This is a genomic window from Bradyrhizobium sp. USDA 376, assembly GCF_054063675.1.
This window is the reverse complement of the sequence record NZ_JBSSGN010000001.1, coordinates 7981657-8007950: the sequence shown is the minus strand read 5'-3', so window position 1 is coordinate 8007950 and position 26294 is coordinate 7981657. Positions and strand designations below refer to the sequence as shown.

Here is a 26294-nt window from a genome sequence, read left to right as displayed (position 1 = left end):
GATGCGCCTGTTCCAGAATAGCTGCTTCTATCCGTCCTATCTGCCGCGGTTCAACCAACTCGCGGCAAAGGCGCTCAGTTTCGACGCGCGGCGCCAAGTGTTTCTCAACGACCGTTTCGGCGCGGCGCATTTCCTCAAGCCGGTGCTGGACGGATCGCCGGAGGCCTTCTTCACCAACGGGGACGACAAGGTCCTGCAGCGCCGCTGGGCGCGCGAGCAGGGCATGTCGGGCGAGCCGTCGCTCGAGGCCATCCTGCTCGCGCAGATCGAGCATCACGCCACCGAGGTGTTCTACAATCTCGATCCCGTGCGCTACCCAAGCACATTCGTTGCCAAGCTGCCGGGCTGCGTGAAGACGACGCTGTGCTGGCGCGCGGCGCCGTCGGGACATGCCGATTTCACGGCCTATGGCGCTGTGCTCGGCAATTTTCCTTCGATCCTCGACATCTGGCGCAGCAGGGGATGCCGGGGCGAATTGTTCCGTCCGGCGCATGATCCGGTGATGGACGAATATGGTCGCGGCGAACGTCCGATCGACGTCGTTTTCGTCGGCGGCTATTCGCGACATCATCGCGCACGGGCCAGAACACTGGAGCGAGTCGCTCACCTCGCGGACAGCCACAACATCGTGCTGTGTCTCGACGCATCGCGCCTGACCAGGCTCGCCGAGAGCGCGATCGGACGATTGCTGCCGCTGGGACGTCACAGGCGTCCCAATGCCATCGCGGCCATCGCAAGACCCCCTGTATTCGGGAGAGATCTCTATGAGCTGATCGGCTCTTCCAAGATCGTGCTCAATGGCGCGATCGACATGGCCGGCGAGGATCGTGGCAATATGCGCTGCTTCGAGGCCATGGGGTGCGGTGCGCTGCTCGTGTCCGACGCCGGAAGATATCCGGAAGGCATGCAGGACGGCGTCACGATCGAGACCTACGGTACCCCGGAACAGGCCGCTGAAGTCATCTCGCGCAGTCTTCAGGATTGGCCCAGATCGGCCGAGATCGCCGCGCTGGGGCGCGCGCGCATTGGCGGCGTTTATGGCAAGGACGCGCAATGGAAAGCGTTCGTCGATCTCGTCGGACGCCTGTAGCCATGCTACAGCATTCGTTGCGCGCCCTCCCGATTGATTGCATGTATTTTCAACTTACGGATCCAGTGGAGGACGGAGGCTGGCTCCGTTGGAGGTGTCATGAGAATCCGACCACGTTCGATCTTGCGACGTGAGAGGGTGCGCTAATGTCCAGCCTTTCCACGCTTGTACGCCATTGCGCGCATGCCATCGATGGCATCAATTGGCACTATATCGTCCAGCGCCTGATCGGGCGGGCGACCTGCCGCTTGCACCCTGGAGCGTTCCTGGCTCATACCGCGCGGATCAGGAACGCGCTGGGCGATAGCGAAAAGATCGTCATCGGCAGTCATTCCCACGTCCGGGGTGAGTTGATGATCCTCGGTCACGGCGGCCGCATCACAATTGGAGAGTGGTGCTACGTCGGAGTCGGTACGCGCATTTGGTCGGGAGCCTCTATCGACATCGGAAACCGCGTCTTGATCTCGCATTCAGTGAACATATTCGATAATCTTTCGCATCCGATCCGCGCTGCTGAGCGGCACGAGCAGGCGAAGCAGATTTTTACCTTGGGACACCCGCGCAAGCTCTCGCTCGACGATCGTCCGATCAAGATTTGCGACGATGCGTGGATCGGTGCTTGCGCGATGGTCATGCGAGGCGTGACGATCGGTGAGGGCGGCATCGTCGCCGCGGGCGCGGTGGTCACCAAGGATGTTCCGGCATATTCCATCGTGGCGGGTAATCCCGCCACCATTGTTAGGGAGCTGTCGCCGGACGAGCGATAGGGGACACCCATGACAACGAGGATTGTAATGCGCTCACCAGCCAACCGTCTGCACGCCAGGTAGAGCCATGTCCATGTGGGTTACCGGCGCGAATGGGTTCATCGGCCGCCATCTCGTCCGTGAGCTGGCGGGCAGCGAGCATGCTGTCCACGGCGTTGGCCATGGAGCTCTCGATCCGGCCGATGCGCGCGCGCTCGGTTTGCAGACCTGGATCAATGGCGAAGTCGACGCCGCCAATCTGAGCGCGCTCGCCGCCGCGCACGGACTGCCGTCGCACGTCTTCCACCTGGCCGGCGGGTCGTCCGTCGGATTGTCGATGGAGCGCCCGTTCGAGGACTTTTCGCGGACCGTGGCCAGCACAGCGCGTTTGCTGGAATGGCTTCGAAGCTTTGCGCCCGAGAGCAGGCTGATCGTCGTATCGAGCGCTGCCGTCTACGGGGCCGATCACGCCGGGCCGATCCCCGAGAGCGCGGTGCTGACGCCGATGTCGCCCTACGGCCACCACAAGCTGATGATGGAACAGCTGTGTCAAAGCTACGTCCAGAGCTTCGGCATCCGCTGCGCGGTCGTGCGATTGTTCTCGGTCTACGGTCCCAACCTTCGCAAGCAGCTGCTCTGGGATATCTGCTCGCGGCTGCGCAACGAGCAGCGCACGCTGAATCTCGGAGGAACAGGAGCCGAGATCAGGGACTGGACCGATGTTCGCGACGTCGTTCGCCTGCTGGTGCGCGTCGCGGAGGGAGCGTGGCAGGACGATTTTGACGTGATCAATGGCGGCTCGGGACGCGGCGTGAGCGTTGCCGGCATCGCCGATGGCCTGATCGGGTGTTGGGGGAGCAAAACGGCCGTGCAGTTTTCCGGCGTGGCGCGGCCGGGCGATCCGACGAGCCTGCTGGCCGATAACCGGCGCGTGCTCGACATGAATTTCGACTGGCGCATTCCGCTGGAACGGGGTCTCGCCGACTACGTCGCATGGTTCAAGGGCCAAGCTCGTGCCTGAGCGTGCGCCGCTGCGGATCGCATTCACCAACATTCCGCGCCGCCTGTGGGCGGGAGGCTACAACTATCAGCGCAATCTGTTCGAGGCGCTCAACAGATACGCGCCGGGAGCGGTGACGCCCGTGCTGTTTGCCGGAACGGCTGACGAGCCTGAGGAGATTGCAGCGCTGGCCGGCATTCCCGCCGTCGAGGTCGTGCGCTCGCCGGTGTTCGATCACGCCGCGACCGGTCTGGCCCGTGCGACGAATCTTGCCCGCGCGATCGCCTTTGGCCTGGACGGACCCGCGGTTGCCGAATTCGAGCTGCGCAAGATCGACATGGTGTTCGAATCCGCACGCTTCTTTGGCTGGCGCCTGCCGTTTCCGGCGATCGCCTGGTTCCCGGATTTCCAGCACCGCCTGCTCCCGCACCTTTTCTCCAGGAGCGCATATTGGCGGCGCGATCTCGGCTTTCGAGTCCAGATCGCGTCCGGCCGGCACATCATGCTGAGCAGCGCCAGCGCGCTTGCGGATCTCAAGAGGTTCTATCCGGGCTTGTCGAACGGCGTCTCCGTGGTCCGGTTTGCGACCGAGCCGCCAGCCAGCCTGCTGGCCACGAATCCGTCCGACGTGATCGCAGGCTACGGCCTGCCGGCGCGCTATTTCTATCTGCCGAATCAGTTCTGGCGGCACAAGAATCACCGGATCGTCGTCGATGCGCTTGATCTTTTGAAACACCGCGGGCTGGACGTCGTCGTCGCGGCGTCCGGAAACACGAAGGACTCCCGTGAACCCGATCTCTTCGAAACGACCATGAGGCAAGTCAGGTCCCGCGGTCTCGAGGCGAATTTCAGGCACCTCGGGATGATTCCGCTGGATCACGTCTATGCCCTGCTGCGCGCGTCGATCGCTCTCATCAATCCGTCGGAGTGTGAGGGATGGAGCACGACGGTCGAGGAAGCCAAGTCGTTCGGCGTCCCGATGATCCTGTCCGACATCGACGTTCATCGCGAACAGACCGAGGGACGCGCGCGATATTTCGGCATCCACGACGCTGAGACCCTGGCCGATCAAATGTCTGAGGTTGCGCAGGCGGCCGGGCCTGTGACCGCCCGCAATCTGTTGCCGGATCTCGAGCAGCGCGTCGAGGCGTTCGTGGCGGATTTCATCCGGCTGACCGCGGATGCGATGGCGTCACGGGCCGCCTAGGAAGTGGGCGACGCGACTAGCGTCCTTCTGCAAAGACGCTCCGAGGCATCACATACCAGAGCAGGAAGAGAAGGGCCGTGCCGTGCGTGACAAGCGCGACCGTGAGCGGCACGTTGAGCAGGACGTGGGGGAGCGTTCCGGCGGATATCAGCACGAAGCGAGGCGGTAGTCCCGCAGACGCCCGGTTGCCGAGCGCCAGGACGAAGCTCGACGCGAGCGCGGTCAACGGAGCGAGATAGAGGCCGACGGAGGCGATGCCTTCAGTCGCAAACAGTGACGCATTCAAATTGCCGAAGCCGTAGGTCTCCTGCATCACGACGGACAACTGCTGCTGGTAGGGGCAATGGACCATCGGCTTGACGACGGATATCTGGCAGAACCAGGTCAGCGGATGGCTTGCGAAGAAGTGGTTGTAGATGTCGAGCGCGCTCGACGCCGTCGCGATCATCCGGATGTTGACGATGTCGAAATATTTGCCGGGCAGGCTGTTCAGGTTGGCGCCTGTCATCCAGATCAGGAGCAGTCCGATCAGCATTGGCCCGAAAATCGACGCGATGACGGATGTTCTCTCCGTCAGAAGCCGGGACAGGATGGTCAGCACGATCAGCCAGACCGGCGTGAAGAGCGCAAATTTCGTCAGCGTGATCGGGTAGAAGAACAGGAGCAGGACCAGCACCAGGCCGGCACGCCAGCGGTGGCCGAGCAGCCAGTAGCAGGCGAAGGCGAATGGCAACAAGGTGCTGGAGACCCAGCCCGTGAGATATCGCAGCGCTGCCGGAAATTCGATTGTATCCCGGTAGTCGTAGATGTGCGCGATCGATACCATGCGGAAATTGTAGGCCGACGCCACCGCAATGGCGGCCACCGAGATCGCCAGGATGAGCGTAAGCAGATGCTCGAAACGAGCATTGGACAGGACCACGATCTGCCGCATTGGGGCCTTGACGAACAGCATCGGCAGCAGGAAGAGCAGCAGCGCCAAGGCTGCCGAGAGTCCGGCATGCCATCGCGGGTAGCTATACCCGGAGAAGACCGCGATCCACAGGAAGCCCAGGATCATCGTGTAGAAATAATACCCGACGAAATAGCCGAAGCAGAAGCGGGCGAACACGAACAGCAGCGAGACGACGGAAAAGCCGATGGCGACGATAGCCGCGACCCACACGTGGTTCGCGTCGAAATTGATGTAGGATTGAAAGGTCGCGACCTCGATCAGCGACAGGCAGATGACGGCACTGTGCAGCAGCACCAGGACGGTCAGCGCGGCTTTCGAATCCAGGCGACGCCGAAACTCGCTAATGAGGTCTGACGGTACGCTCATGGCGGACAGGCTCGCTGCGGACGAGGAGAGTTGCGAGCGTATCAGGCGATTTCCAGCGAGTGCTTGAAATAGGCGATCGTCTCCTTCAGGCCGTCCTCGAGCGCCACCTTCGGCTCCCAGTTCAGAGCCGCCTTGGCCTTGGAGAGATCGGGCTGGCGCTGGCGCGGATCGTCCTGCGGCAACGGCTTGAACTCCAGCCTGGAGCGCGATCCCGTGAGCTCGATGACCTTCTCGGCGAGCTCGCGGATGGTGAACTCGGAATTGTTGCCGATGTTGATCGGGCCGGTGACGTCTTCGCTCGTCACCATCAGCCGCATGATCGCCTCGACGAGATCGTCGACATAGCAGAACGAGCGGGTCTGCCCGCCGTCGCCGAACACGCTGATCGGCTCACCCTTCAGCGCCTGGACGATGAAGGACGACACCACGCGGCCGTCATTGGGCTGCATGCGCGGGCCGTAGGTGTTGAAGATGCGCGCGACCTTGATCGGCAGGCCGTGCTGCCGCCAATAGTCGAAGAACAGCGTCTCGGCGCAGCGCTTGCCCTCGTCGTAGCAGGAGCGGATGCCGATCGGATTGACGTTGCCCCAGTAATCCTCGGTCTGGGGATGGATCAGCGGATCGCCATAGACCTCGCTGGTCGAGGCCTGGAAGATGCGCGCCTTTAACCGCTTGGCAAGGCCCAGCATGTTGATGGCGCCGTGCACCGAGGTCTTGGTGGTCTGCACGGGGTCGCGCTGGTAGTGGATCGGCGAGGCCGGGCAGGCCAGGTTGAAGATCGCGTCGACCTCGATGTAGAGCGGAAAGGTAACGTCGTGCCTGACCGCCTCGAACAGCGGATTTGCGATCAGATGGGCGATGTTGCGCCGGCTGCCGGTGAAGTAATTGTCCGCCGACACCACCTCGGCGCCGGCATCGAGCAGCCGCTCGCAGATGTGCGATCCGATGAAGCCGGCGCCTCCGGTGACGAGGATGCGGCTGTTCTTGTAGCTTTCAAACGGCATGATCGGTTCCAGATTGTCCGCGGCGGGGCGGGCTGAGTGGTATCGGCAACCGCCGGACTCGCCAATAGCCAAGTGGGCTTGGGTGCAGGTATTTAAATACCCTTACTGTGCATGGGGTTGTTTTCGCACTTTTTTCAGCCGGGTGCCCGGCGATACGTTTAGAACTCCCGCCGCTTCAGCCACGCCCGCGCCCCCCAATGGGCGAAGCACCAGGCCGAACGGACCAACGAGAGGTGTTCGACATTGCGGTAGATCTGCCAGACCCATTTGGCCGAGCGTACCGGGCGGCTGGAGACCGAGGAGCCCCTGACGCGGTAGCGGGCAAGGTCCTCGTTGAGGCCGTATGCGGTGTGGCCGCGCTTCAGGATCGAGAGCCACAGGCAGAAATCGTCATAGCCCTCGTTCTTCATTGCGATGGGACCTGCGATCTCGCGGTCGATCATCGCGGTCAGCGTCGCGATCGCGGTGTTCTTCAAGAGCTGGCCATAGCTGAGCGAGGCCGGCACCTCGATCAGCCGTCCGGTGACCGTGTTGGTCTCGTTGATGCGGCGGAAAGCGGTGTAGCTGAGCGCGGCCTGCTTCGCCTTCGCGAAGGCGAGCTGCCGCTCGAGCTTCTCGGGCAGCCACAGATCGTCGCTGTCGAGGAAGGCGAGATAGCGGCCCTGTGCCCGGTCGATCGCGGCTTGGCGCGCCAGCGCCGGCCCGCCGTTCTTCGCCTGCCGGATCAGCTTGACGCGCGGATCGCGCGCGCCGATGTCAGCGATGATCTCAGGTGTCCTGTCGGTCGAGCAGTCGTCGGCGATCAGGAGCTCCCAATCGGCAAAGGTCTGGCTCTGGACCGAGCGGATGGTCTCCTCGATCAGGCCTTCGACGTTCCAGGATGGGGTGATGATCGAGACGAGCGGCATGACGGGTCCGTTCAATTCGCGCGGGCGGGCTCAGCGATCGCGGCACGCAAGGAGGCCGCAAACGTATCGAGCAGCTTGGGATCGCTGATGTAGAGCTCGCCTGGATAAGACCTGCGCCAGGCCGCTTCGAAATAGGGCGCGCCCCTGGCTGGATCAAACGGCCCGGCGGAGAGCGCCTGGCGCAGCCGCGCGGGCACGTCCGCCAGACGGTCGACCGCATAGACCAGCGGGCACGAGCGATAGAACGCATCGCCCATCACCACCACCGGCTTGCCGAGCAGCAAGGCTTCGGCGCCCGATTTGCTGTTGACGGAGATCACCGCATCGGCGCGGTTGAGCACGGTGTAATTGTTGGTCTGCGGCGGCAGCAGCACGAAATTGTCGAACCGGCGCGCCAGCTCGAACAGGCGGTCGGCCGAGATCGCGCCGATCTGGGCGGGGTGTTCCTTCACCACCAGCACATGCGAGTCCGGGATCGTCCGCAGCAGGAAGTCGACGGTCGCGACCTGGTCGAGATAGTCGGGCGAGCGCAGCGTCAGCGCCATGTCGGCCGGGACATGGAACGGATAGTAGACGAAGGGCGCCTCGGGGATCGGCTTGTAGAGCTTGCGCAGCCGCGTCGCATTGAGCGCCATCGCGGCGTGCACGCGGGCGTGGCGCAGATTGTGCCCGAACTCCTGGTGCTTGCCGAGCGCGAACTGGTCCCACAGTTTCTCGGTGAGGCGGCGGGCATTGCGCAGGTTCACGACCTTCTTGAAGGCCGCCGAATAATGATGCTGGTCCTTCTTGGGGATGACGATCGCCCGTTGCGTCAGCGTGTCGTCGAGATAGGCCCGCACCTCCGATGACACCGTGTCCGCCGGCGTCGGCATCACGTCGGGCGCGCCGAGAGTGTCGGGCGTGAAGTACATGCGGCCGCGAAAGAACGACGGCTCGATGAACCAGTTGCGGATGTTGCGGCGCCGGGCGGCGTAGAAGGTCGCGATCACCGAGAGAAAGCCGCCGAGCTCCTGCACCAGCTCGACGCGCTTGCCTTGCCGCTCCAGCCGGTCGAGCGCCGTCTCCATCGCATTGGCATAGATCATGAAGCGCCGGCGCAAGGCGGCCGTATCGCGGATGCCGAAGGTGAAGCGCTCATGGCTGAACAGGAAATTGGTCCCGTCCAGCCCGTAAGCTGCGACACGCGCATCGAACGCGCCGCGATCGTCGGGTGAGGGGCCGGTCTTGAGGCCCTCGCGGTACATGTTCGTGACAGGCACGCCCTCGGCCGCCGACATCTCGGCGCTGCGATCGTCGAACGCGAGCAGCTCGACCTCATCGCCGGCCGCGCGCAGCCGCTGCGCGACTGGAAGCCAGAACCGGGTCTGGTATTCGGCGAGCGTGGTGATGAGGATGGTTCTTGGGGATGTGGCCATGGTCTATCGGGCGGGTTCGATGGCTATGCTCGCGAGCGGCAGGCCTGTCGTCGCGCAGTGCGCGCGCGTTGCGGTGAACTGCGACGGGCTCGCGCCGTCATGAGTTGCGATACGCTGCAGCAGGGTCCTGACGAAGACAGACTCGATCCGCTTGTCGCGCCGGGCGGGGTTGAACCGGCTGCGCAGCCGTTCGGTGACGGCCGATCCGAGCACGGCGCTCGCGGCGCCCTTGACGATTTGGCCGATGCTCGGCTTGTCGCGCGTGCCCTTCACGGTCGCGAGCAGCGAGACGTAAGGCCGGCGCGAACGGCCTGCAGCCGTCAGGACATCGGCGACCCGCTCCGCGGCTTGTCCGTCGTTGAGATGGAAGAACGCCTCGATATCGGCGGCGTGAACGCGCGCGAAATCGAAGGTCTCGGTCTCGCGCTCGATGTGGTCGATCGCGCCAAGCAGCTCGTCGAACGAGGCGACCGGGCGGCTCACCCGCGCGGGTAGCGCGGCATGGCCGGCGGTGACCGGCGTGTTCAGATATTCGAGCTGGAGCGGAAGCTTTCCGAGCAGGACGGATTCGACGGCCGTGCCGCAGTTGAGATGCACGACCGCGGCCGCGTTGCGGATGCGGTCGAGCACGCTGCCGGTGCCGTCGATCAGGACGTTGGCATGGCGCGCGAGCGCATTGCGATAGACATCCTCGCTCTCGAAAGGATGCGGACGCACGAGAACGGTGCGGTCAGGGCGCGCGCCGGCGAGGCGGTCGATTTCGGCGAGGTAGTTCGTGAAGACCTGCTTCAGGTCCGCGATGAAGCGGTCGACATAGGCGCCATCCCAGCCGGCCCGCACCATCGCCTCGCGCTCGCCGCCCGGCTTGCCGGTAAAGCGTGAATTGACCAGCGGGAAGTTGGCGTTGACGAGCAGATAACCGCGCGGCTCGCCGTCCAGCAGCGCGCGCCAGCGTGGCGCCGCAAAATCGAAACGCGGGCATCCGGTGAGGTGAAGCTGCTCCGGCTTCATGGTTCCTGCCGCCACGAAGGCGTCGTGGAGCCGGCTGCCCCAGAAGAAATAGCCGGCCAGGATGTCGGCGTAGCCGCTTCCCTTGACGTGCGCGGCCATCGCCGGCGGCGAATTGCCGCCCTTCTCGGCGAGCACGCCGCCCTCGGTGTCGAGCACGTAAAGCGCAAGGCCCGCCTTGGCAAAGCTGCGCATCAGGTCGAGATTGACCGGGCGAGCATAGTTGACGACCAGCGCGTCGAGCCCGAGCCGCGGGACATCGACGGCCTGCTCGTACATCGGCACCAGCACGACCGAGACGCCGCGCCGCGCGAGTTGATAGCCGAGCATGACTGCACCCGGCAGGTCACGCTTGGGGTGATCGACCACCAGGCCTATGCGCAAGATGTGAGCTCCCGGCAGGTCCGTATCAGAGCCGCATCACGGTGCGCTCGAGGTCGGTCAGGGCGCCGGCCGCGCGGAAGCGCGCCGGCGGTTCGGGATAGATGCGCGGCTGCTGGATGTAGGTTGCCGTGTATAGCAGGCGGCTGTGATCGGACTGGATCCGGCTTCCCATGTGCAGGCAGCGGGCGGTGTTGACGATGAAGCACGACAGGCGGGGCGCGATCATCTCCTTGACCGCATCGGGGCCGGTCTTGGCGAACACCTGCGCGTCGCGCAGGTGGCTCTTCAGCGTGTTGCGGAAGGCCTTTGACGGCCCCGCCGGAATGAAGGTGAACGGACCGTCGGCAGTGTCTCTCACATCGGTCAGATAGATGAAGAGCTTGCAGACGCGCTTGTCGTCATGATCGAGATGCCAGAGCTGGGAATAGCTCAGCGCCTGGTTCGGCGTCGGCTGGGACAGCGTCAGCACCACGTCCGACAATTGCGGCAGGTCGTGCATGAAGCCGCCGATGATGCGCAGCGCGGCCGGCTGTAGTGCGTTGCGCACGAAGGGATGGTCGGTCGCAAAGGCGCCGTTGACGAGGTCCTCGTCCAGCAGGCTGACCCAGAACGATTTGTGTCCTTCCTTTTGCCGGCCGACGAGCTCGTTGAGGCGTTTCACCTTGCCGTCGGCGAACGAGGCGACGGCTTCAGCGAGGCTGCGGTCGACGAGCGCGGTTACGTCGACATAACCGTCCTCGCCGAGCTTGCGGCTCGCCTCGGCCCATTCGGGCTTGGCAGGAAGCTGCTTGAGGAGCGCGACGCGCCTGGCGCGCGCCGGCAGTTGCAGGCCGGTCAGAGCCGCCTTGATCGCCCATCCGAGATCGGTGCGGTTGACGTGCCACAGCAGGCGGCGAAATTGGCTGATCTTCTGCTTTTTGGGGGCAGGCCGATCGGCCGTCGCGTTGATGGTCGTCATGTGGGCTCCCAGCAATACAAAAAACCATCATTGTGGATCGTCGGCGCGAACGGCATCCGGTCACGCGCCAGGATGCGAACGCGGCCCTGCCGCTCGTAGTCGTCGAGGGTCGAGAACAGCTGCGTCTGGTAGTCGACCGAGCGGATGTAGAGGAAGCTGACGATATCCCGGAGGCTTGTGAAGTTCAGCAGCTCGGTCGTCGGCTCGATGTTGATCACGCGTTTCGGCCTTGCCGCGATGATGTTGTCCACAACCTTTCGCACGTCATAGGGAATCTGCTCGATGCAGAAATAGGTGAAGACGACCTTGTCCCTGATGGCGGAGTAGCTCGGGTCGGTGCCGTCGGTCAGGTCGATCCTGTCGAGCGAAATCCGGTCCGACAGGCCGTAGTGCGCGGCTATTTCGCGGCCGGCTGCGATGCCGTTCGGCGCGATGTCGAATCCGCGCAGCCGCCAATCGGGATGATTGAGGTGAAGCGACAGCAGATTGACGCCGCAGCCCGCGCCGAGCTCGATGATCTCCGTGGCGTCCCCCGTGTACCGGGCGAGCAATTCGCCGAGGGCCCTCGCGCGATAGCGGTAGTAGTCGTCGGCGGCGACCCTGCAGATCTGATTGTCGACCTTGCGAAGATCACTCGCAGAATTCCTCGGGGCGATGAAGTCGACGATGCTTGCGGACCTCGTCCAGCTCTTTTCCGAGAGCGTTCGCTGCCAATGCCGCAGGTTGTACTCGGAATCCACGACGTCGGCGGTGCGCTTCACGCGGCGCATGGCGAGGCGGCCGATGCTCTTTGCCGCGTCGAGCGCATAGGTTACCGCCCTATCCGGCAACGATGCCGGAGCGAAATCTGTGGGGACGGCTTTCATGTCTGTCGCGCGGATGTTCATTCAGCTGCTTTTGGATGTCAGTCCCATCAATTGTCCGACCGCCGGAAATACCGTCCGGTGCCGCTTGTCGAGTACCAGAAAGTATTGGAGCACCCAGGTGATCAGGCAGAAAACCATGGAACCGAGCGCGAGCTTTAGCACGCTGTCAAAGCGAATGTAACCTGCAATTGTTGCTAGAAAAATGCTTGCCAACACCAGGATCGCGAACTGGGTTCCAAGCACCTTGGCGAAGCGATTGCGGTCGAGCGCGAGTGCGCTGCGCAATTCTTCGAGCTGCCAGGGCAGGACCGCGATGCTGCCGACGACCTGGCCGAGAATCAGCGCGCGTTCCGCGAACAGATGCAATGTCGCGGCGGAGACCGCTGCCCAAAGCAGGAGTTGAACGGCCATCAGCTTGTTGAGCCGGACCTGCACCTCGGGTCGCGTCAGGAAGATCAGGCTCCCGATCGCGACGTATTGCGCGCAGATCGGAACCAGGAAGCTCAGGCCCATCCAGAACGCGTAGGGTGTCAGGAGGGAACCGATCCAGATGTTCATGATCTCGGGCGAGAGGATCGCGGTCGCGGCAAGCGGCGGCACCACGAACATCGGCATCATGACGAGGCCGAGGTCGCCGAGGCGCTGGAACGATGTCACGCTGCCGCGCTCATCGAGGCGGCTGGCAACGGGAAGCAGTGCGGATGTCAGAAGGCTGACAACGACTTTGGAAACCCGGGACAATCGGACCAGCGCGTCGTAGGTGCCGACAGCCTTCGGCCCGAACAGCAAACCGATCAGGAACGGCTGGAGTGGGCCGGAAATGCTGCCCATCAGCTTGCCTTGCAGGAGCAGCACGCAACGATGCAGAATATCCTGGCGGATGTCACGCGTCCACGGCAGCAACCGCACGTGCTTGAACCGCAGGGCGACGAACGCGGCGATGCCGATGACGACGGCGCGGGCCACCAGTGTGGCGAGGTAGATGTAAGCGACCACTTCAAAGCCCGCTGCCATCGACGCGGCCGCAAATGTCAGCCCGACATACCCCGCCGTTGACGTGACCTCCGCGACGCGAAGCAGATTGTAGCGCTCGAAGCCTTTGATGATGCCTTCCCATACCAGCGCCGGAACGAAGATCAGGTTCGCGAGGGCCGTGTAATGCATGATCCGGCTGAACGCTTCCAGATGCGCGGCGTCGACCTTCATGACGATGACGAGCAAGGGCGTCGCCAGCCAGATCGCCGCGCTCAGGGCCAAAGCGAGCGCGATCGAGACCACTCCCAGGAAAGCGATCTGGCGACCCGCCTGCGCCCAATTGCGGTGCTCGCGCGCGCGCGCGACGACCTGGGTGGCCACCTCGGACAGACCGAGGTCCAGCACCGCCATCATGCCGCTGGGCAGCAGCAATCGCGAGATGACGATCAGGCCGAACTCGGTCACGCCCCAGGTCTGGATGATCAGCGGGATGACCAGAAGGCCAAGCAACGCGGCCACGCCGAAGGCAAGCGCCGAAATCACCGTATTCTGGATCAGGCGCTTGATCATTGGCGTTTCGCTACCATGCGCTCAGCCCGCCATCGACGGCGATGTTCTGGCCGGTCACGTAGGACGCCGCATCGGACACCAGGAACAGCATCGCGCCCACCATCTCGTCGGCGCGGGCCATGCGGCCGAGCGGAATGCGGGCGCCATAGCGCTGCTTGAAGGTTTCGTTCTGTCCGCTCTCGACGCCGCCCGGGGTCAGCGTGTTGACGCGAACGCCCTTCGCCGCCCAGTAGGTCGCGAGGTGCTTGGTCAGCCCGATGACCCCGGCCTTTGACGCGGTGTAGACCGCAGGCGTGTTGATGGCGCGGCCGAGATATTCGGAGCCTTCGTAGATGCGCTGGTCCGGGGCCATCAGTCCGTAGATCGAGGCAGTCTGCACGATGGCGCCATAGCCGCGCTCGGCCATCCGTCCGCCGAACACCTGCGCGACGTTGAACATGCCGTCGAGATTGACAGCCATGATCTCCCGCCAGGTGTCCTGCGAGAATTTCTCGACGGGGGCAAAGAAGGCGTCGACGTCGCGGGTCTTGCTCGCGGCGTTGTTGAGCAGGATCGAGACCGGTCCGAGGTCGGCTTCAAGCGCATCCGCCGCGGCGCGCACGGAGGCGGGCTGGGTGATGTCGCAGCCATAGCCTCTGGCGCGGACGGAGTGGCGCGAGGCGAGGTCGGCGGCCGCGGCATCGGTCGCGGCCTGATCGAGATCGACGATCGCGACATTGGCGCCGAACTCGGCGAGGCCGTCTGCGAAGCGAAGCCCGAGAATGCCGGATCCGCCGGTCACCACGGCGGTGCGGCCGGTCAGATCGAACAGAGCCTTGAAGCTCGTGGTCATCGCTTAAGCTCCCTCAGGCCGCCAGTCGCTGGCGCAGCAACAGTTCCACCAACGCGAAATCGAGATCGGAATCGATGTCGATCGAACGCTCCTCGGGCATCTCGAACAGACGCGTGTCCGGATAGAAGACCGCGGGCTGCTCCAGGAACGGCGCGACGCGCCAGACATAGATCGACGCGTTCATGTCGAAGCAGCGCGGCGCATCCTGCCGTCGCGTGATCGGAGGATTGGCGGATTTGGACAGGCCGACGCTGCCGTCGCTGCGCTGCTCGACCAGGTTGAAATAGGGCGAGCGCCGCGCCGGCGCCCCGGTGATGACGTTGCGGGCGCCGCTCTCGCGCAGCAGTGCCACCGCACCGGTGATGTCGGAGGCCAGCCTGAGCGGCGAGGTGACGTCGAGATCGACGAAGATCTCCGGCGTCGTGCCGGTTCGCGCCATGGCCTGCTCGAGGCAATGACGGATCGCCGGCAGCTTCGGCGCGGTATCGGTCGCCATCTCGTCCGGACGCTTGACCGCGATGTCGGCGCCGGCCTTCAGAGCCGCCTCGAGCAGAGCGTCCGAATCGCTGCTGAAGGTGATCGCATCGAACAGGCCGGTCTCGCGCGCCTGCGCGATGCTCCAGGCGAGCACGGGCTTGCCGAGGAGATCGCGCGCATTCTTGCCGACGACCCCCTTCGAGCCGCCTCGCGCGCAGATGGTGCAGAGAAGGCTCATGGCGATACCCAGGTCTTGCTGCGCAGCGCGCGCTCGCTGGCGTCGATCAGATGCACGACGCCGAGCGCCTCTGGCAGGGAGCAGGCGGGGCTCGCGCCCCGCATCGCCGCGACATGCATGTCGCGATAGCTCTGGTCGCGATCGCTGGCGATCTCCGTTGCCTTGCCGTTGACGGTCAGTCGGCTGCCGACGAGATCGGCCTCGATGGTGTCGTCGTCGACATTGACGCGGATGCGGCGGATGCCCTGGCGGTCGAGATAATCCATGTGGACGTGGACGGACGGAGCGCGCTGCATGTCGAGCAGCAGGTCGAGATGGTCGTCGACGTCGATATCGCGCGCGCCGGACGCGCCGCCGAGCGCTGCGACGCGGTGCCACGGCCCGAACAGCCACAGCAGATAATCCAGCTCGTGGCTGAGATCCCTCAGCACGCCGCCGCCGGCGTCCGTCGTCGCGGATGCGGTGGTGCGATGGTCGCGGCCAGGCCGCCAGTCCCTGATGTCCTGCCCGACATAGGCGGCGACCGTGATCGCCTCACGCCCGCGCAGTTGCTCGACCAGAGCGGTCATGACCGGATGGAAGCGCAGATTGTATCCGACGCTGACATGGGCGAACGGATATTTCGGCGGCGCCGCCGCCGTCGCGAACAGCGGCTTCTCGACCAGGACCGCACCGCGGAAGCCGGCCTGCGCGAGCGCTTGCAAATCATCGGCATGGCGTGCGGTCTCGGTGGCAATCACCGCGTAGTCCGGATGCGCACCGGTGACGGCCTGCTCGATCGACCCATAGTCGCCGCCGTCACGGCGGCTCACCGTCGCGACCTCAAGACCAAGCTCGCGCAGGATCCGCGCATGCCTTGTGCCGATCGAGCCGAGGCCGATCACGACGGCGGTTTTCGAGGTCACGGGAAGACCTCATGAAACTCCGCATGCGCCTGCTCGAAATCCTCGAGGCGGCCGATGTCGAGCCAGTATTCGCGGATCGGATAGACCGCGACGCGACCCTCCCCGGCGATCACACGCTCCAGCACGGTCGGCATGTCGATCCTGACGCCGGGGGCGACATGGCGGAAGACGGAGCTTCCGATCACATAGATGCCGGCGCTGACGAACCAGCTTTCGGTCGGCTTCTCGCGAATGGCCTGGAGAAAGCCTTCCGACGTGGAAACCACGCCATAGGGGACGTGCACCTTGTGCTCGCGGACGGCCATCGTCGCTTCCGCCGGCGTCCCATTGTGGAAGTCGAGAAGCGCGCCGTAGTTGATCGTGGTGAGGATGTCGCCGTTGGTGACGATCATCGGCAGATCGGGCGGCGCCGGAAACAGCCCGAGCGCACCGGCCGTGCCCAGGCGTTCGGTCTCGTGCACGTACTGGATCTTGGCGCCGAAGGCGGCGCCGTCGCCGAAATGACCCTTGATCGTCTCGGCCTTGTAGTTGACCGAGATGTAGATGTTGGAAAAACCCTGCTGCACCACGTTGCGGACGATCGTCTCGAGCAGGGGCCTGCCGCCGACATTGAGCATGGGCTTCGGGACGTCGCGCGTCAGCGCGCCCAGGCGCTCGCCGAGCCCGCCGGCCATGATCAGGACCGGATTGGCATAGTGGCGCGGCTCGAGCAGCTCGTCGAGCGTCTCGACCACGACCAGATGGCCGCCTTCGTCGACAAGTGGGAGCTGCTTGATCGACTTGTGCCGCATCAGATGCAGGCGGTCGTCGCGGGACAGCGTCGCCGGGGCCGACACCGGCGCGCGGTTCATGATGTCGGTGGCAAGCCCGGTGAGCGGGATACCGCGCAGCAGCCCGCGCCTGACGTCGCCGTCGGTGACCACGCCGAGCAGGCGGTTCTGGTCGTCGAGCACCAGCGCAATCTGGATGCTCCCGCTCTCGATCGCGGCAATGGCCTCGCCGACGGTCGCCTGCGTTCCAACGACGGCCTTACGCCAGGATTTCATGGCAATCTGCCTCGTATACGCCAGATAATTGGGGAGCGGCCCACGGCTGAGCCTGCTATATCGCGGCTGCGAGAGGCGGCGTCAACCCCGCCAGGGGATCCTGCGTTGTCCTTGTTAATTCTCGCGTTTTCAGGACCGTTCCGGCGGTTTGAAGTGCCGTGGCCCGGTCGCTAAGATCGGGGCGCGCTTGAGGGAATCTCGATGGACGATCTGATCATCATTGGCGGCGGCGAACACGCCTTCATGGTCTATGAGGCCGCGCTCCTGTCGGGCCAGTTCAACGTCGTCGGTTTCCTCGATCGCCAGCCGGGAACGCTGGGCGATGCGCGCTATCTCGGAACCGATGATGTTGCGCCGAACTATCCGGACGCCGCCTTCGTGGTCGGGGTCGGAACGATGCAGGCGGGGCCCGCGCGCCGGCAGATGATCGGCCGGCTGCAGCTCAAGCGCTGGGCGTCGGTGATTCATCCGCGCGCGTTCGTCTCGCCGTCGGCGACGATCGGCGCGGGCAGCGTCATCATGCCCGGCGCGATCGTCAATGCGCGAAGCATGATCGGCCATCACTGCATCATCAATTCGGGCGCAGTCGTCGAGCACGACGTGCGCGTCGGGCACTACACGCATCTTTCTCCGGGAACGGTGGTCGGCGGCGGCGCTGAGATCGGCGACAATTGCTTTGTGGGGCTCGGCAGCCGCGTCCGCGATCACATTTCCATCGGCAACGATACGCTGGTGGCGATGGGCTCGGTCGTCACGGGTTCATGGCCGCCCGGGTCCGTGCTGCGCGGGGTGCCCGCAAAGCCTCGCCGTTAAACCGGATCGTCGGGTTCGAGCGCCCGCGGCGCCGCCGTTCCGATCAGGGACCAATATTCGATCGGAGGCCGCCCAGCGCCCGGCCGCTTGGCGGTGATGTCGGCAGGACCGATGATCTCGCCGGCCTTCAGCGCGCGCGCCGCCACGATGCTCTTGCGTGCCACCGGCACATTCCTGACCTCGGACTCCTTCGGTGTCTTCACGCCATCGCCGAGCGCGGCCTCGACGTTGCGAATGGCGCTGACCATCCGCTTGAAATCGTCAGGCTCGAGCGAGGCTGCGTGGTCGGGACCGGGCGCATTGCGATCCAGCGTCAGGTGCTTCTCGATGATGGTTGCGCCGAGTGCAACCGCGGCGACCGAAATCTCGAAGCCGTCGGTGTGATCGGAATAGCCGACCGGAAGCTGGAACGCGGATCGCATCGTCGCCATCGCAGCGAGGTTCACGTCGGCGATGGGGCAGGGATATTCGGTCGTGCAATGCAGCAGGCTGACGTGCCGGGCCAGCGCGGCGCGCGCCGCCGGATCGCGCCATGCCGCGCGGAACGAGGCGATGCCGGCAGGATCGCTACGCTGCGCGTAGCCATGGGCCAATACGCCGAGCGCTTCCTCGATCTCGCTGAGCGTCGCCATGCCCGTCGACAGGATCAGCGTCGCGCCGGCCCTTGCTGCCGCATGCAGCAGCGGGGCATTGGTGAGATCGCCCGATCCGATCTTGATGCGCGGCAGCTTCAGCGACAGCAGGAAGCCGAGGGAGGCGTCATCGAACGGCGTCGACAGGAATTCGATGCCGCGTTCGGCGGCGTGCGCGATCAGCGTGTGATGGGCGGCCTGCGGCAGCTCGAGCCGCTCCAGCATGGCGAGCTGGCTCTCGGCGGCGTCGGTCGTGCGCCGCTGGTAGTCGGCCTTCTTCGCCGCTCCGCCCGCCAGCGCCTTCGCATTGAAGGTCTGGAACTTGACGATGGCGGCGCCGGCATCGGCTGCCGCATCGACCAGGGCCAGTGCCTTGTCCAGGCTGCCGTCGTGGTTGACGCCGGCTTCCGCGATGATCAGCGTGTGCGTCGTCATGGCCGAGCTCCGCCTGCCGGAAGTTCGTTGAAGCTTTTCTTCAGGAGCTGCCCGAAATCCGGGATGCCGGCAATGATATCGGCAAATCGCCCGCTGGATTCGCCGTCGCCATAGGGATTGACGGTGTCCTTGCGGCCGCGCTGAAGCGCTTGCGAGATGGCGCTGCCGATCGCGCCGCGTTCGGACGCGGCGTGAAACACCGAAGCCGCGCGCTCGCGTCCCTTCTGGCGGTCGCCGACGTCGACCGTGGGAATGCCGAATGACGGCGCTTCGAGGATGCCGCTCGACGAATTGCCGATCACGACGTCCACCTGGCTCATCAGGCTGAGATAGCGGAGCTGCCCGAGCGAGGCGACCGCGATGGTGTTCGGCCGGCTTGCCGCGAAGGCCTTGGTGCGGTCATTCAGCGCGCGCCCCTCGGCGTCGGCATTGGCGAGCGTGAAGATGAGGCGGAATTCGGGGTCGAGCGCCGACAGCGCCGCGAACAGCTCGTCCAGCTCGGCCACCGAGCGTCCGGCCTCGACCGTGACCGGGTGGAAAGTCACGAGCGCATTGCGCTCGCCGAGCGGCAGGCCGACCGCGCGGCCGATGCTGTCGCGGTCCATCAGGTCGAGATGCCTGATGGCATCGATGCCGACCGAACCGATGGTGTGAATCCGGGACGGATCCTCTCCGAGCTGCACCAGCCGCCGCGCCGATCCCGCATTGCTGGCAAAATGCAGGTGCGACATCTTGCTGATGGCGTGGCGGATGGATTCGTCGATCGCGCCTTCGGTGACGTCGCCGCCGAACAGATGCGCCATCGGCAACCGCATGAACATCGCGGCCTGTGCGGCCGCGAACATCTCGAAGCGGTCGCCGAGCAGGACCACGAGATCGGGTTGCAGCCGTGCGAAGGCGTCGGCAAATCCGATCACGCCGAGCCCGACCGATTTCGCGACGCCGGCGCCGGTGTCGCTGGCGAGCAGCGTCTCGACGCGCTCGTCGACCTCGAATCCCTCGTCGAGGATGGTGTTGAAGGTGTAGCCGAATTCCGGCGCGAGATGCATGCCGGTGGCGATGAGCTGGAGTGTCAGGCCCGATGTCTCGCGGATCGCACGCATCGGCCAGACCAGCAGTCCGAAATCGGCCCGGCTGCCGGTGACAAAGCAGATCTTTCGCGCGACGCTATTCATCACGGGCCCTGATGCTGGCGCTGCTCGGCAGGTTGATCAGGCGGCGCTCGATCGATTCGGCGGTGGCAAGATCGCCGCGCGGGCTTTGCGCGAACATCGGCAGGCGGTGCATCAGGGTCCAGGCCGGGCGCGCGCCGAAGCCGGCTTCGTTCAGCGCCGCGAGCACGTCGTCGCGCCGCCCGGCATAGGCGTCGTCGAGCAGGATCGCGTTCAGCCAGTAATTGCTCGTGGTGCCCTCGGGCTCGCGTGAGAAGCGCACGCCGGCTACGTCGGCAAAAACGCGCTCATAGGCCGCAGCCAGCCGGCGCTTGCTCGCCAGGAAGCCGTCGAGCTGCTCGAGCTGGGCGCAGCCGAGCGCGGCGTTCAGATTGGGCAGGCGGTAGTTGAAGCCGATCTCGTCGTGCACGAAGGCCCATTTGTGCGGCAGCTTCGCGGTGGTGGTGAGATGCTTGGCGCGCCGTCCCAGTTCCTCGTCATTGGTGAGGATTGCGCCGCCGCCGCCGGTGGTGACGATCTTGTTGCCGTTGAAGCTCAGCGCCGCGAGCCGCGCCTGCGATCCGACGGCGTGGCCCTTGTAGGTCGAGCCCAGCGATTCCGCGGCATCCTCCACCAGCGCAATGTCCCAGTCGCGCGCGATCGCGGCGATCTCGTCAAGCTCGACGGGATGCCCGAACGTGTGCATCGGCGAGATCGCGGCGATGCGGCGTCCGGTCTCGCGATTGATCGTGCCCTTAGGCGTCCGCTCCGCAATCGCCTCGAGCCGCGCGGCGAGGGCGCGCGGGTCCATGCCGAGCGTCGTGAGCGAGCTGTCGATGAAATGCGGCACCGCCCCGCAATAGGCGATCGCATTGGTGGTCGCGATGAAGGTCAGGGCCGGCGACATCACCTCCTCGCCGGGCTCGACGCCGGCGAGGCGGAAGCAGGCGTGCAGCGCGGCCGTGCCGTTGACGACGGCGACGGCGCGCCTGGCGCCCGTCACCTCTTCCAGCATGCGCTCGAAGCGGTCGACGAAGGGGCCGACCGAGGAGACGAAGGTGCTCTTGATGCACTCTTCGAGATAGGAGACTTCGTTGCCGGCAAACACCGGCTCGTGCAGGCCGAGGATGCCGTTGGGCGTGCCCGCGGCGCGGCGGACGGCATCGACCACGGCCTTCGGATCGAAGGTGCGCGTGGAGATGTCGGATCTGGTCGTGGCCGTTCCCACCTTTGCCTCAGACATTGTACACGTCCGCCTTGTAGCGGCTGAGATTGGCGGGGTTGGTGAACCAGTTCACCGTCTTCACGATGCCCTGGCGCATGCCGTCGACCCCGCCGAACTCCGGGCTCCAGCCGAGCTGCTGGCGTGCCTTGGAATTGTCGGCCCAGAGCCGCTCGACCTCGCTGTTGGCCGGACGCAGGCGCGCCTCGTCGGTCTCGATCTCGATCTTCACGCCCATCACGTCGGCGATCATCTCGACGGTCGCCCCGACCGAGATCTCGAAGCCGCTGCCGAGATTGATGGTCTGGCCGACACATTGTTCGGCCGGCGCGGTGAGGCCTGCGATCAGGCCGCGCGCGGTGTCGGTGACGAAGGAGAAGTCGCGCGTCGGAGTGACTGCGCCGAGGCGGATCCTGCGCTTGCCGGTCGCGATCTGGCTGATGATGGTCGGGATCACCGCGCGCGCCGATTGCCGCGGTCCATAGGTGTTGAACGGCCTGATGACGACGACCGGCATGTCGAAGGAGGCCTGGAACGACAGCGCCATCTGGTCGGATGCGATCTTCGAGGCCGAATAGGGCGATTGGCCGACCAGCGGATGGTTCTCCTTGATCGGCACGATCTGGGCCGTGCCGTAGACCTCGCTGGTGGAGGTCTGCACGAAGCGCCGCACGCCGGCCATGCGCGCCGCCTGGAGCACGTTGACGGTGCCGCGCACATTGGTCTCGACATAGGAGTCGGGCGCGACATAGGAGAAGGGAATCGCGATCAGCGCCGCCAGGTGCAGCACGTCGGTGCAGCCGCTGGCGGCCGCGATCATGAAATGCGGATCGCGGATGTCGCCGGCGACCACCTCCACGGACTTCATGATGTCGGCGGGAACCGTGTCCAGCCAACCCCAGGAATTGAAGGAGTTGTAGTAGACGACCGCCTTGACGCGGGCTCCGGCTTTCACCAGCTCCTCGACGACATGCGAACCGATGAAGCCGTCGCTGCCGGTAACGAGGACGCGGGCGTCCCTCAGATCTGCCATGCCGGACCCCAGAAGGCGATTAACTCAGTATTCGCAACGAGATGGCGCTATAGCACACTGGCGGTCGCGCGCAACAGAGCAGCGCCCGAAAGCTGTCAAATGCCCGGGGATTCAGCAGTTTTTGGGGCACGCGCCTAGGCCTTGCCGGCGGGGTTCAGGCGCTGTCTCACAAACGCCTCGAGATCGCCGCCCTCGAACAGATGGCCGGGGAGGCCGGCAGCCCGCGCGGCCTCGATGTCGCTCGGCTTGTCGCCGATCACCATGCTGCGCGTCATGTCGACCGGAAAGCGCTGCGCGAGGTCCGTGATCATGCCCGGCGCCGGCTTGCGCCGGTCGCTCGTGCGGCAATAGCGCGCGACGGTTCCGTCGGGATGATCCGGGCAATATTCGAAGGCGTCGATGTGCGCGCCGACCTCTGCCATCTGGTCCGCCATCCAGCGGTGCAGGGTGACGACGTGATGCTCCTCGTAATAGCCGCGCGCGACGCCGGATTGATTGGTGATGACGAAGGCGAAATAGCCGGCGTCGTTGACGGTCTTCACCGCCTCGCGTGCTCCCTCGATCCATTGAAGCGCGTGCGTCTCGAACGTGTATCCGGAATCGTGGTTGAGCACGCCGTCGCGGTCGAAGAAAACGGCGGGACGCCGCAGCTTCTCGCGCAGCTCGCGATCGGCGCGCGCGAAATCATCGGGGATGCCGATGTCGATGAAATAGCCGCGATAGGCGGTGCCGCGCAGCTCGCCGCGCGAGACAAGGCCGGGAAACACGTCCTGTTCGAGGGAAGCGGGAAGCTTCGCGATGTCAGCGAGAACGGACTTGTCGACGACGTAGATGCCGGCATTGACCGGTCCCGTGGCGCCGGCCCCCGGAGCGATGAAATCGCGCACCACGTCGCCGTCGAGCACGACGCGCCCGTAGCGGTCTCCGACGACGCCGTCGCGCAGTGCCATGTGAACGCGGCGGCCCTGCGCACGCGCGATCAGATCCAGCAGGTTGAAGTCGAACAGCGAGTCGCCGTTGAGCAGCAGGAAACGGTCATGCAGGAGGTCGCGCGCGTGCACGAGCGCACCGCCGGTGCCGAGCGGCTCGGTCTCGCGCGAGACGATGATCTTTGTCCGGTCCCTGGTCGCGTCGGCATAATGGGTCTCGACGATCTCGGCCTTGTGGCCTGCAAGCAGGAGAATCTCATCGAAGACGTCATAGCGGACGAGCTCGTCGATCAGCGTGTCCAGGAACGGCCGCCCGCCGATCTCGAGCATCGGCTTCGGAACCAGCCTGGTGCGCTCGCCAAGCCGGGTGCCAAGCCCGCCGACGAGGATAACGGCCTGTCTCAGCATGGAGCGGGGATCTTGCGACATCGATCGAGCTGTCGGTGAAAGGCGAGTGTCATTTCCAATGTCCATAGCGCGCCACCGATCTCCGCGCCAGATGCGCTTTCGTCGTGACGGAGAAGCCTGAGGTCAGCGTTCGCACGGAATGCGAACGACGGCAGTCTGCTTGTTTGCAAACAACGCCTGGAACGGCCCGGCACGAAGCAACTTGATGAGTCCGGAATCGAGGGCCCCCGTTGGCGGAAAATAGGGGAGCCGTTGACCGGCGCCGAGATCAATCCATCCGATCGTGCGGGGATTGATCACGGCGACGAGCTGCCAGGTATCCTGGCCGGTCCCCAGCACGCCCTGGATCACCTCGCGATCCGCCTCTTCCGTCGCCTCGGGCGTTTTCGGAGTTGCCGCCTCCGGCTCCGCTGTCTCCGGCGCTTTCGTGGGACGGACAGGTCGCAAAATTCCAGCCAGAGCGTCGGCCCTGTGCATCTGAAAAGACGTCTCCTGGTTCATCTCCTGCAGGATCGGCCGGATGGAGGCGCAGGCTTTGGCCAGCCGCCGCGCTCCGTCGTCCGTTTCGATAATCGCGGAAAGGACTGCGCGTACCGGCCTGGCGGTAGCCTCGTTGACAGTATCCAGATTCGAGAACGTGTAAGCCGCCGGGGCACCGGTCATGGCCTGGATCACGCTGAGCGTGTAGGGATCGGACAGCAGGATACCCTTCTTCAAATTGCCATGCAGCCAGAGTGCGGCGTCCAGATCGCTGGCATTGTAGTGCGTGATGGCTGTGGCACCGCCCGGAAGCGGCCCGTAGCTGTAACTCTTGGACATGCCGGCGATACCGGCGCGGTCGAGGCCGATGCCCAGAGCCATGATGGTCGCGAGCGCGCCGACATGAATCCATCTCGACCGGATCAGCGCCATCGGCACGAGCGCCACGAGGAGAACCGTTCCCGCGATCTCGGCCGGCCGGAGGAAATCCTTGTACTGTGCGGAGGGCAGGTCGGGCCGCAAAGTGAAAGAATAGACCGCGAGCGCGAGACCGGCGGCGAGCAGGGTAACCGTGATTGCCGCAGTCGCCCGCCGGCGGAAGGACGCGGGAGAGGGATCGACCAGCAACTGGCAGAACGCTTCGGTTGCCGTGATCGTGAGCAGAACCAGGACGATCATGGTGGTGCGGTACAGGAACGGAAAGCCTGACAGCACGGCGACGGCAAGGCTGCACGCGATCGTCCACGACCACAGCAATTTCGACATGCGTTCGGTTTGGACAGGGGTGGAAGCCGTGCCTAAGGGAGTGATCGTGCGATCGATCCACCACCAGGCCATCGCCATCGCGATGCAGACGGCAAACAGCGGGCCTATGGCCCGGCCCAGTTCGATCACTGCGACCTGCGGGCCGGCGCCAAGGAACAGCTCCTCGCCACTCTCGATCGTTTTGCCCAGCACCAGTCCTGTGATGTGAGAAAATACCACGTTGGCGTTCGCTGAGGGCAGATACTCGAGCCGCATCGCCACGATCGTGGCGACGATCCCGCATATGATGAGCGGCAGCACGACGGATAGGGCGCGGAGAATCCGCAGGCTCCGCGCCGGCCGGCGTGACATCTCGCGCAGGATGAGCAGGTAGCTCAGCCAGGCGGCAAGGACAGCCGGGATGAACAGGTACGATCCACGGTGAGCCAGGAGCAACGTCGCGGGCCATCCGCACCCCACGAAAAGGATACTTTCGCGCGGATGGCCTTTGCCCAGTATCCTGAGCAGGAACAGCCCGACCGTCAGGAGCGCCAGCACCAGTGCGTTGTTGTTGAGCATGAAGGCGGTGAGAAGCGAGGTAGCCGCACTCAGCGTCAGCAACGCGACTGAGCCCGCCGGAATTTCCTCCTTCGCATCCCGCCCGGCATTGGCGAACAGGACGCCAAGGAAGACCACGCTTCCGGCGAGCGCCAGGCTGCCATTCGTCAGCAGCCCGACGCCGTTGCCTGCCGCCGCGAAGAAAAAGGTGATCCATCTCCGTATCGGGTCCGCATAGAGGCCTTCTGCGAACGCGTAGAAGGCCAGAAGAAAGAACAGGATCGAGACGTAGCGGTAGGTCCAGCCAAAGTGCAGGAGATCGAGGCCGAGAGTGCCTGACAACACACCAGCCAATGCCGAGCGAAGATCGACATACGATTGCGACGCGTACGGGTTGATGACACCGCTGTCGGCGTATTCCTGCGCCGTCTTCATCCAGTGAACGTCAGCGCCGATATCTGAATAGGGGAATTGCGAAAATGCGCCGAACGTCCACCACCACGTCGCGAGCGCGATCGGGAGCGATACCAGGCACCAAAGCATGATCTTTCCGGCGTCGCCGGTGCGCGGGCGCCAGGCCGGCCAGGTCCATGCCAGTCCGAACGCGGACAGCGCAACCATGATCGCCAGATGAAGCCGGATGTCGCCAATCAGAACGGAGCAGAGCCCGAGAAGAATGCCCACGGCGGAGGCGCCGATCGCATATCCCAGCACCACGAACTGGAGCTTCGTCAGTTGGCTCCTCTTGATCAACTCCAGCGGCACAATCGCCAGGATGGAAAAGCCGATGCCGAGCTGAATCAGGAAGAATACGAGGGTCAAAAGCAACGTATTTATCCACATCGCGACATCTCTATCGTTCTTCCAGCAGAGCTGGGCGGGTACATGTGACGGGCCGGCCCCGGCGCGGCGAATGGCTGCCAGTCATTTCGAGGGTGC

23 protein-coding genes are annotated in these 26294 nt (G+C 64.7%); 5 read left to right on the top strand and 18 right to left on the bottom strand.

Annotated features, from left to right (window positions below; genetic code table 11):
- Position 1 precedes the first annotated feature (1 nt).
- The 4 genes from ACVJ19_RS37720 (at position 2) to ACVJ19_RS37705 (ending at position 4043) form a co-directional block, all read left to right on the top strand.
- Positions 2-1090, top strand: coding sequence for a glycosyltransferase family protein (locus ACVJ19_RS37720; RefSeq protein ID WP_453954103.1), 1089 nt, complete (start codon positions 2-4; stop codon positions 1088-1090).
- 146 nt (positions 1091-1236) lie between these two features.
- Positions 1237-1857, top strand: coding sequence for an acyltransferase (locus tag ACVJ19_RS37715; RefSeq protein ID WP_453954102.1), 621 nt, complete (start codon positions 1237-1239; stop codon positions 1855-1857).
- 67 nt (positions 1858-1924) lie between these two features.
- A complete protein-coding gene (locus ACVJ19_RS37710) occupies positions 1925-2857 on the top strand; it encodes an NAD-dependent epimerase/dehydratase family protein (RefSeq protein ID WP_453954101.1) in 933 nt (310 codons plus the stop codon).
- Positions 2850-4043, top strand: coding sequence for a glycosyltransferase family 4 protein (locus tag ACVJ19_RS37705; RefSeq protein WP_453954100.1), 1194 nt, complete (start codon positions 2850-2852; stop codon positions 4041-4043). The genes ACVJ19_RS37710 and ACVJ19_RS37705 overlap by 8 nt, the downstream gene beginning before the upstream one ends.
- 16 nt (positions 4044-4059) lie before the next feature.
- Here ACVJ19_RS37705 and ACVJ19_RS37700 read toward each other — a convergent pair whose 3' ends face one another.
- The 12 genes from ACVJ19_RS37700 to ACVJ19_RS37645 all read right to left on the bottom strand — a co-directional run bounded on the left by ACVJ19_RS37700 (position 4060) and on the right by ACVJ19_RS37645 (position 16950).
- Positions 4060-5364 carry a hypothetical protein gene (locus ACVJ19_RS37700; protein ID WP_453954099.1) on the bottom strand — a complete coding sequence of 435 codons (1305 nt, stop codon included), beginning with the start codon at positions 5362-5364 and terminating at the stop codon, positions 4060-4062.
- 41 nt (positions 5365-5405) lie between these two features.
- Entirely contained in the window at positions 5406-6368 is a 963-nt protein-coding gene (locus ACVJ19_RS37695; RefSeq protein ID WP_453954098.1) for a UDP-glucuronic acid decarboxylase family protein, read from the bottom strand.
- Between the two features lie 158 nt (positions 6369-6526).
- Positions 6527-7276, bottom strand: a complete 750-nt coding sequence (locus tag ACVJ19_RS37690) for a glycosyltransferase family 2 protein (protein WP_453954097.1) — start codon at positions 7274-7276, stop codon at positions 6527-6529.
- 11 nt (positions 7277-7287) lie between these two features.
- Positions 7288-8691 carry a capsular polysaccharide export protein, LipB/KpsS family gene (locus ACVJ19_RS37685; RefSeq protein WP_453954096.1) on the bottom strand — a complete coding sequence of 468 codons (1404 nt, stop codon included), beginning with the start codon at positions 8689-8691 and terminating at the stop codon, positions 7288-7290.
- Between the two features lie 3 nt (positions 8692-8694).
- Complete coding sequence (locus ACVJ19_RS37680) at positions 8695-10083, bottom strand: surface carbohydrate biosynthesis protein (protein WP_453954095.1); 1389 nt, start codon at positions 10081-10083, stop codon at positions 8695-8697.
- A gap of 25 nt (positions 10084-10108) precedes the next feature.
- A complete protein-coding gene (locus tag ACVJ19_RS37675; protein ID WP_453954094.1) occupies positions 10109-11041 on the bottom strand; it encodes a hypothetical protein in 933 nt (310 codons plus the stop codon).
- Positions 11038-11907, bottom strand: coding sequence for a class I SAM-dependent methyltransferase (locus ACVJ19_RS37670; protein ID WP_453954093.1), 870 nt, complete (start codon positions 11905-11907; stop codon positions 11038-11040). Before ACVJ19_RS37670 ends, ACVJ19_RS37675 begins: the two co-directional genes overlap by 4 nt.
- 21 nt (positions 11908-11928) lie before the next feature.
- On the bottom strand, positions 11929-13452 hold the full coding sequence (locus ACVJ19_RS37665) for an oligosaccharide flippase family protein (RefSeq protein ID WP_453954092.1): 1524 nt from the start codon (positions 13450-13452) through the stop codon (positions 11929-11931).
- 10 nt (positions 13453-13462) lie between these two features.
- The gene (locus tag ACVJ19_RS37660; protein WP_453954091.1) at positions 13463-14284 is read right to left on the bottom strand and encodes an SDR family oxidoreductase; all 822 of its coding nucleotides are present in this window, start codon (positions 14282-14284) and stop codon (positions 13463-13465) included.
- 13 nt (positions 14285-14297) lie between these two features.
- Complete coding sequence (locus tag ACVJ19_RS37655) at positions 14298-14999, bottom strand: acylneuraminate cytidylyltransferase family protein (RefSeq protein WP_453954090.1); 702 nt, start codon at positions 14997-14999, stop codon at positions 14298-14300.
- Positions 14996-15904, bottom strand: a complete 909-nt coding sequence (locus ACVJ19_RS37650) for a Gfo/Idh/MocA family protein (RefSeq protein WP_453954089.1) — start codon at positions 15902-15904, stop codon at positions 14996-14998. Before ACVJ19_RS37650 ends, ACVJ19_RS37655 begins: the two co-directional genes overlap by 4 nt.
- Positions 15901-16950: a nucleotidyltransferase family protein gene (locus tag ACVJ19_RS37645; RefSeq protein WP_453954088.1), complete on the bottom strand. Its 1050-nt coding sequence runs from the start codon at positions 16948-16950 to the stop codon at positions 15901-15903. The genes ACVJ19_RS37650 and ACVJ19_RS37645 overlap by 4 nt, the downstream gene beginning before the upstream one ends.
- A gap of 201 nt (positions 16951-17151) precedes the next feature.
- On the opposite strand from ACVJ19_RS37645, the gene ACVJ19_RS37640 reads away from it, so the two are divergent.
- Positions 17152-17763 (top strand): acetyltransferase, encoded by a 612-nt coding sequence (locus ACVJ19_RS37640; protein ID WP_453954087.1) that lies wholly within the window; start codon positions 17152-17154, stop codon positions 17761-17763.
- On the opposite strand, the gene neuB is transcribed toward ACVJ19_RS37640, so the two are convergent.
- From neuB to ACVJ19_RS37610, 6 genes are all read right to left on the bottom strand, one after another.
- On the bottom strand, positions 17760-18830 hold the full coding sequence (gene neuB / locus ACVJ19_RS37635) for an N-acetylneuraminate synthase (RefSeq protein WP_453954086.1): 1071 nt from the start codon (positions 18828-18830) through the stop codon (positions 17760-17762). The genes ACVJ19_RS37640 and neuB overlap by 4 nt on opposite strands.
- Positions 18827-20005 carry a UDP-N-acetylglucosamine 2-epimerase gene (neuC, locus tag ACVJ19_RS37630; RefSeq protein WP_453954085.1) on the bottom strand — a complete coding sequence of 393 codons (1179 nt, stop codon included), beginning with the start codon at positions 20003-20005 and terminating at the stop codon, positions 18827-18829. The genes neuB and neuC overlap by 4 nt, the downstream gene beginning before the upstream one ends.
- Complete coding sequence (locus ACVJ19_RS37625) at positions 19998-21224, bottom strand: LegC family aminotransferase (protein ID WP_453954084.1); 1227 nt, start codon at positions 21222-21224, stop codon at positions 19998-20000. Before ACVJ19_RS37625 ends, neuC begins: the two co-directional genes overlap by 8 nt.
- The gene (locus tag ACVJ19_RS37620; protein ID WP_453954083.1) at positions 21217-22236 is read right to left on the bottom strand and encodes an NAD-dependent 4,6-dehydratase LegB; all 1020 of its coding nucleotides are present in this window, start codon (positions 22234-22236) and stop codon (positions 21217-21219) included. The genes ACVJ19_RS37625 and ACVJ19_RS37620 overlap by 8 nt, the downstream gene beginning before the upstream one ends.
- A 134-nt stretch (positions 22237-22370) precedes the next feature.
- Positions 22371-23573, bottom strand: coding sequence for an HAD-IIIA family hydrolase (locus ACVJ19_RS37615; RefSeq protein WP_453954082.1), 1203 nt, complete (start codon positions 23571-23573; stop codon positions 22371-22373).
- A gap of 123 nt (positions 23574-23696) precedes the next feature.
- Positions 23697-26183: a hypothetical protein gene (locus tag ACVJ19_RS37610; RefSeq protein WP_453954081.1), complete on the bottom strand. Its 2487-nt coding sequence runs from the start codon at positions 26181-26183 to the stop codon at positions 23697-23699.
- Positions 26184-26294 lie beyond the last annotated feature (111 nt).

Excerpts from the sequence above, each read along its gene's own strand:
- ACVJ19_RS37720 (WP_453954103.1), top strand. The coding sequence starts at position 2 with ATGCGCCTGTTCCAGAATAGCTGCTTCTATCCGTCCTATCTGCCGCGG.
- ACVJ19_RS37715 (WP_453954102.1), top strand. The coding sequence starts at position 1,237 with ATGTCCAGCCTTTCCACGCTTGTACGCCATTGCGCGCATGCCATCGAT.
- ACVJ19_RS37710 (WP_453954101.1), top strand. The coding sequence starts at position 1,925 with ATGTCCATGTGGGTTACCGGCGCGAATGGGTTCATCGGCCGCCATCTC.
- ACVJ19_RS37700 (WP_453954099.1), bottom strand. The coding sequence starts at position 5,364 with ATGAGCGTACCGTCAGACCTCATTAGCGAGTTTCGGCGTCGCCTGGAT.
- ACVJ19_RS37695 (WP_453954098.1), bottom strand. The coding sequence starts at position 6,368 with ATGCCGTTTGAAAGCTACAAGAACAGCCGCATCCTCGTCACCGGAGGC.
- ACVJ19_RS37690 (WP_453954097.1), bottom strand. The coding sequence starts at position 7,276 with ATGCCGCTCGTCTCGATCATCACCCCATCCTGGAACGTCGAAGGCCTG.
- ACVJ19_RS37685 (WP_453954096.1), bottom strand. The coding sequence starts at position 8,691 with ATGGCCACATCCCCAAGAACCATCCTCATCACCACGCTCGCCGAATAC.
- ACVJ19_RS37675 (WP_453954094.1), bottom strand. The coding sequence starts at position 11,041 with ATGACGACCATCAACGCGACGGCCGATCGGCCTGCCCCCAAAAAGCAG.
- ACVJ19_RS37670 (WP_453954093.1), bottom strand. The coding sequence starts at position 11,907 with ATGAAAGCCGTCCCCACAGATTTCGCTCCGGCATCGTTGCCGGATAGG.
- ACVJ19_RS37665 (WP_453954092.1), bottom strand. The coding sequence starts at position 13,452 with ATGATCAAGCGCCTGATCCAGAATACGGTGATTTCGGCGCTTGCCTTC.
- ACVJ19_RS37660 (WP_453954091.1), bottom strand. The coding sequence starts at position 14,284 with ATGACCACGAGCTTCAAGGCTCTGTTCGATCTGACCGGCCGCACCGCC.
- ACVJ19_RS37655 (WP_453954090.1), bottom strand. The coding sequence starts at position 14,999 with ATGAGCCTTCTCTGCACCATCTGCGCGCGAGGCGGCTCGAAGGGGGTC.
- ACVJ19_RS37645 (WP_453954088.1), bottom strand. The coding sequence starts at position 16,950 with ATGAAATCCTGGCGTAAGGCCGTCGTTGGAACGCAGGCGACCGTCGGC.
- ACVJ19_RS37640 (WP_453954087.1), top strand. The coding sequence starts at position 17,152 with ATGGACGATCTGATCATCATTGGCGGCGGCGAACACGCCTTCATGGTC.
- neuB (WP_453954086.1), bottom strand. The coding sequence starts at position 18,830 with ATGACGACGCACACGCTGATCATCGCGGAAGCCGGCGTCAACCACGAC.
- neuC (WP_453954085.1), bottom strand. The coding sequence starts at position 20,005 with ATGAATAGCGTCGCGCGAAAGATCTGCTTTGTCACCGGCAGCCGGGCC.
- ACVJ19_RS37625 (WP_453954084.1), bottom strand. The coding sequence starts at position 21,224 with ATGTCTGAGGCAAAGGTGGGAACGGCCACGACCAGATCCGACATCTCC.
- ACVJ19_RS37620 (WP_453954083.1), bottom strand. The coding sequence starts at position 22,236 with ATGGCAGATCTGAGGGACGCCCGCGTCCTCGTTACCGGCAGCGACGGC.
- ACVJ19_RS37615 (WP_453954082.1), bottom strand. The coding sequence starts at position 23,573 with ATGCTGAGACAGGCCGTTATCCTCGTCGGCGGGCTTGGCACCCGGCTT.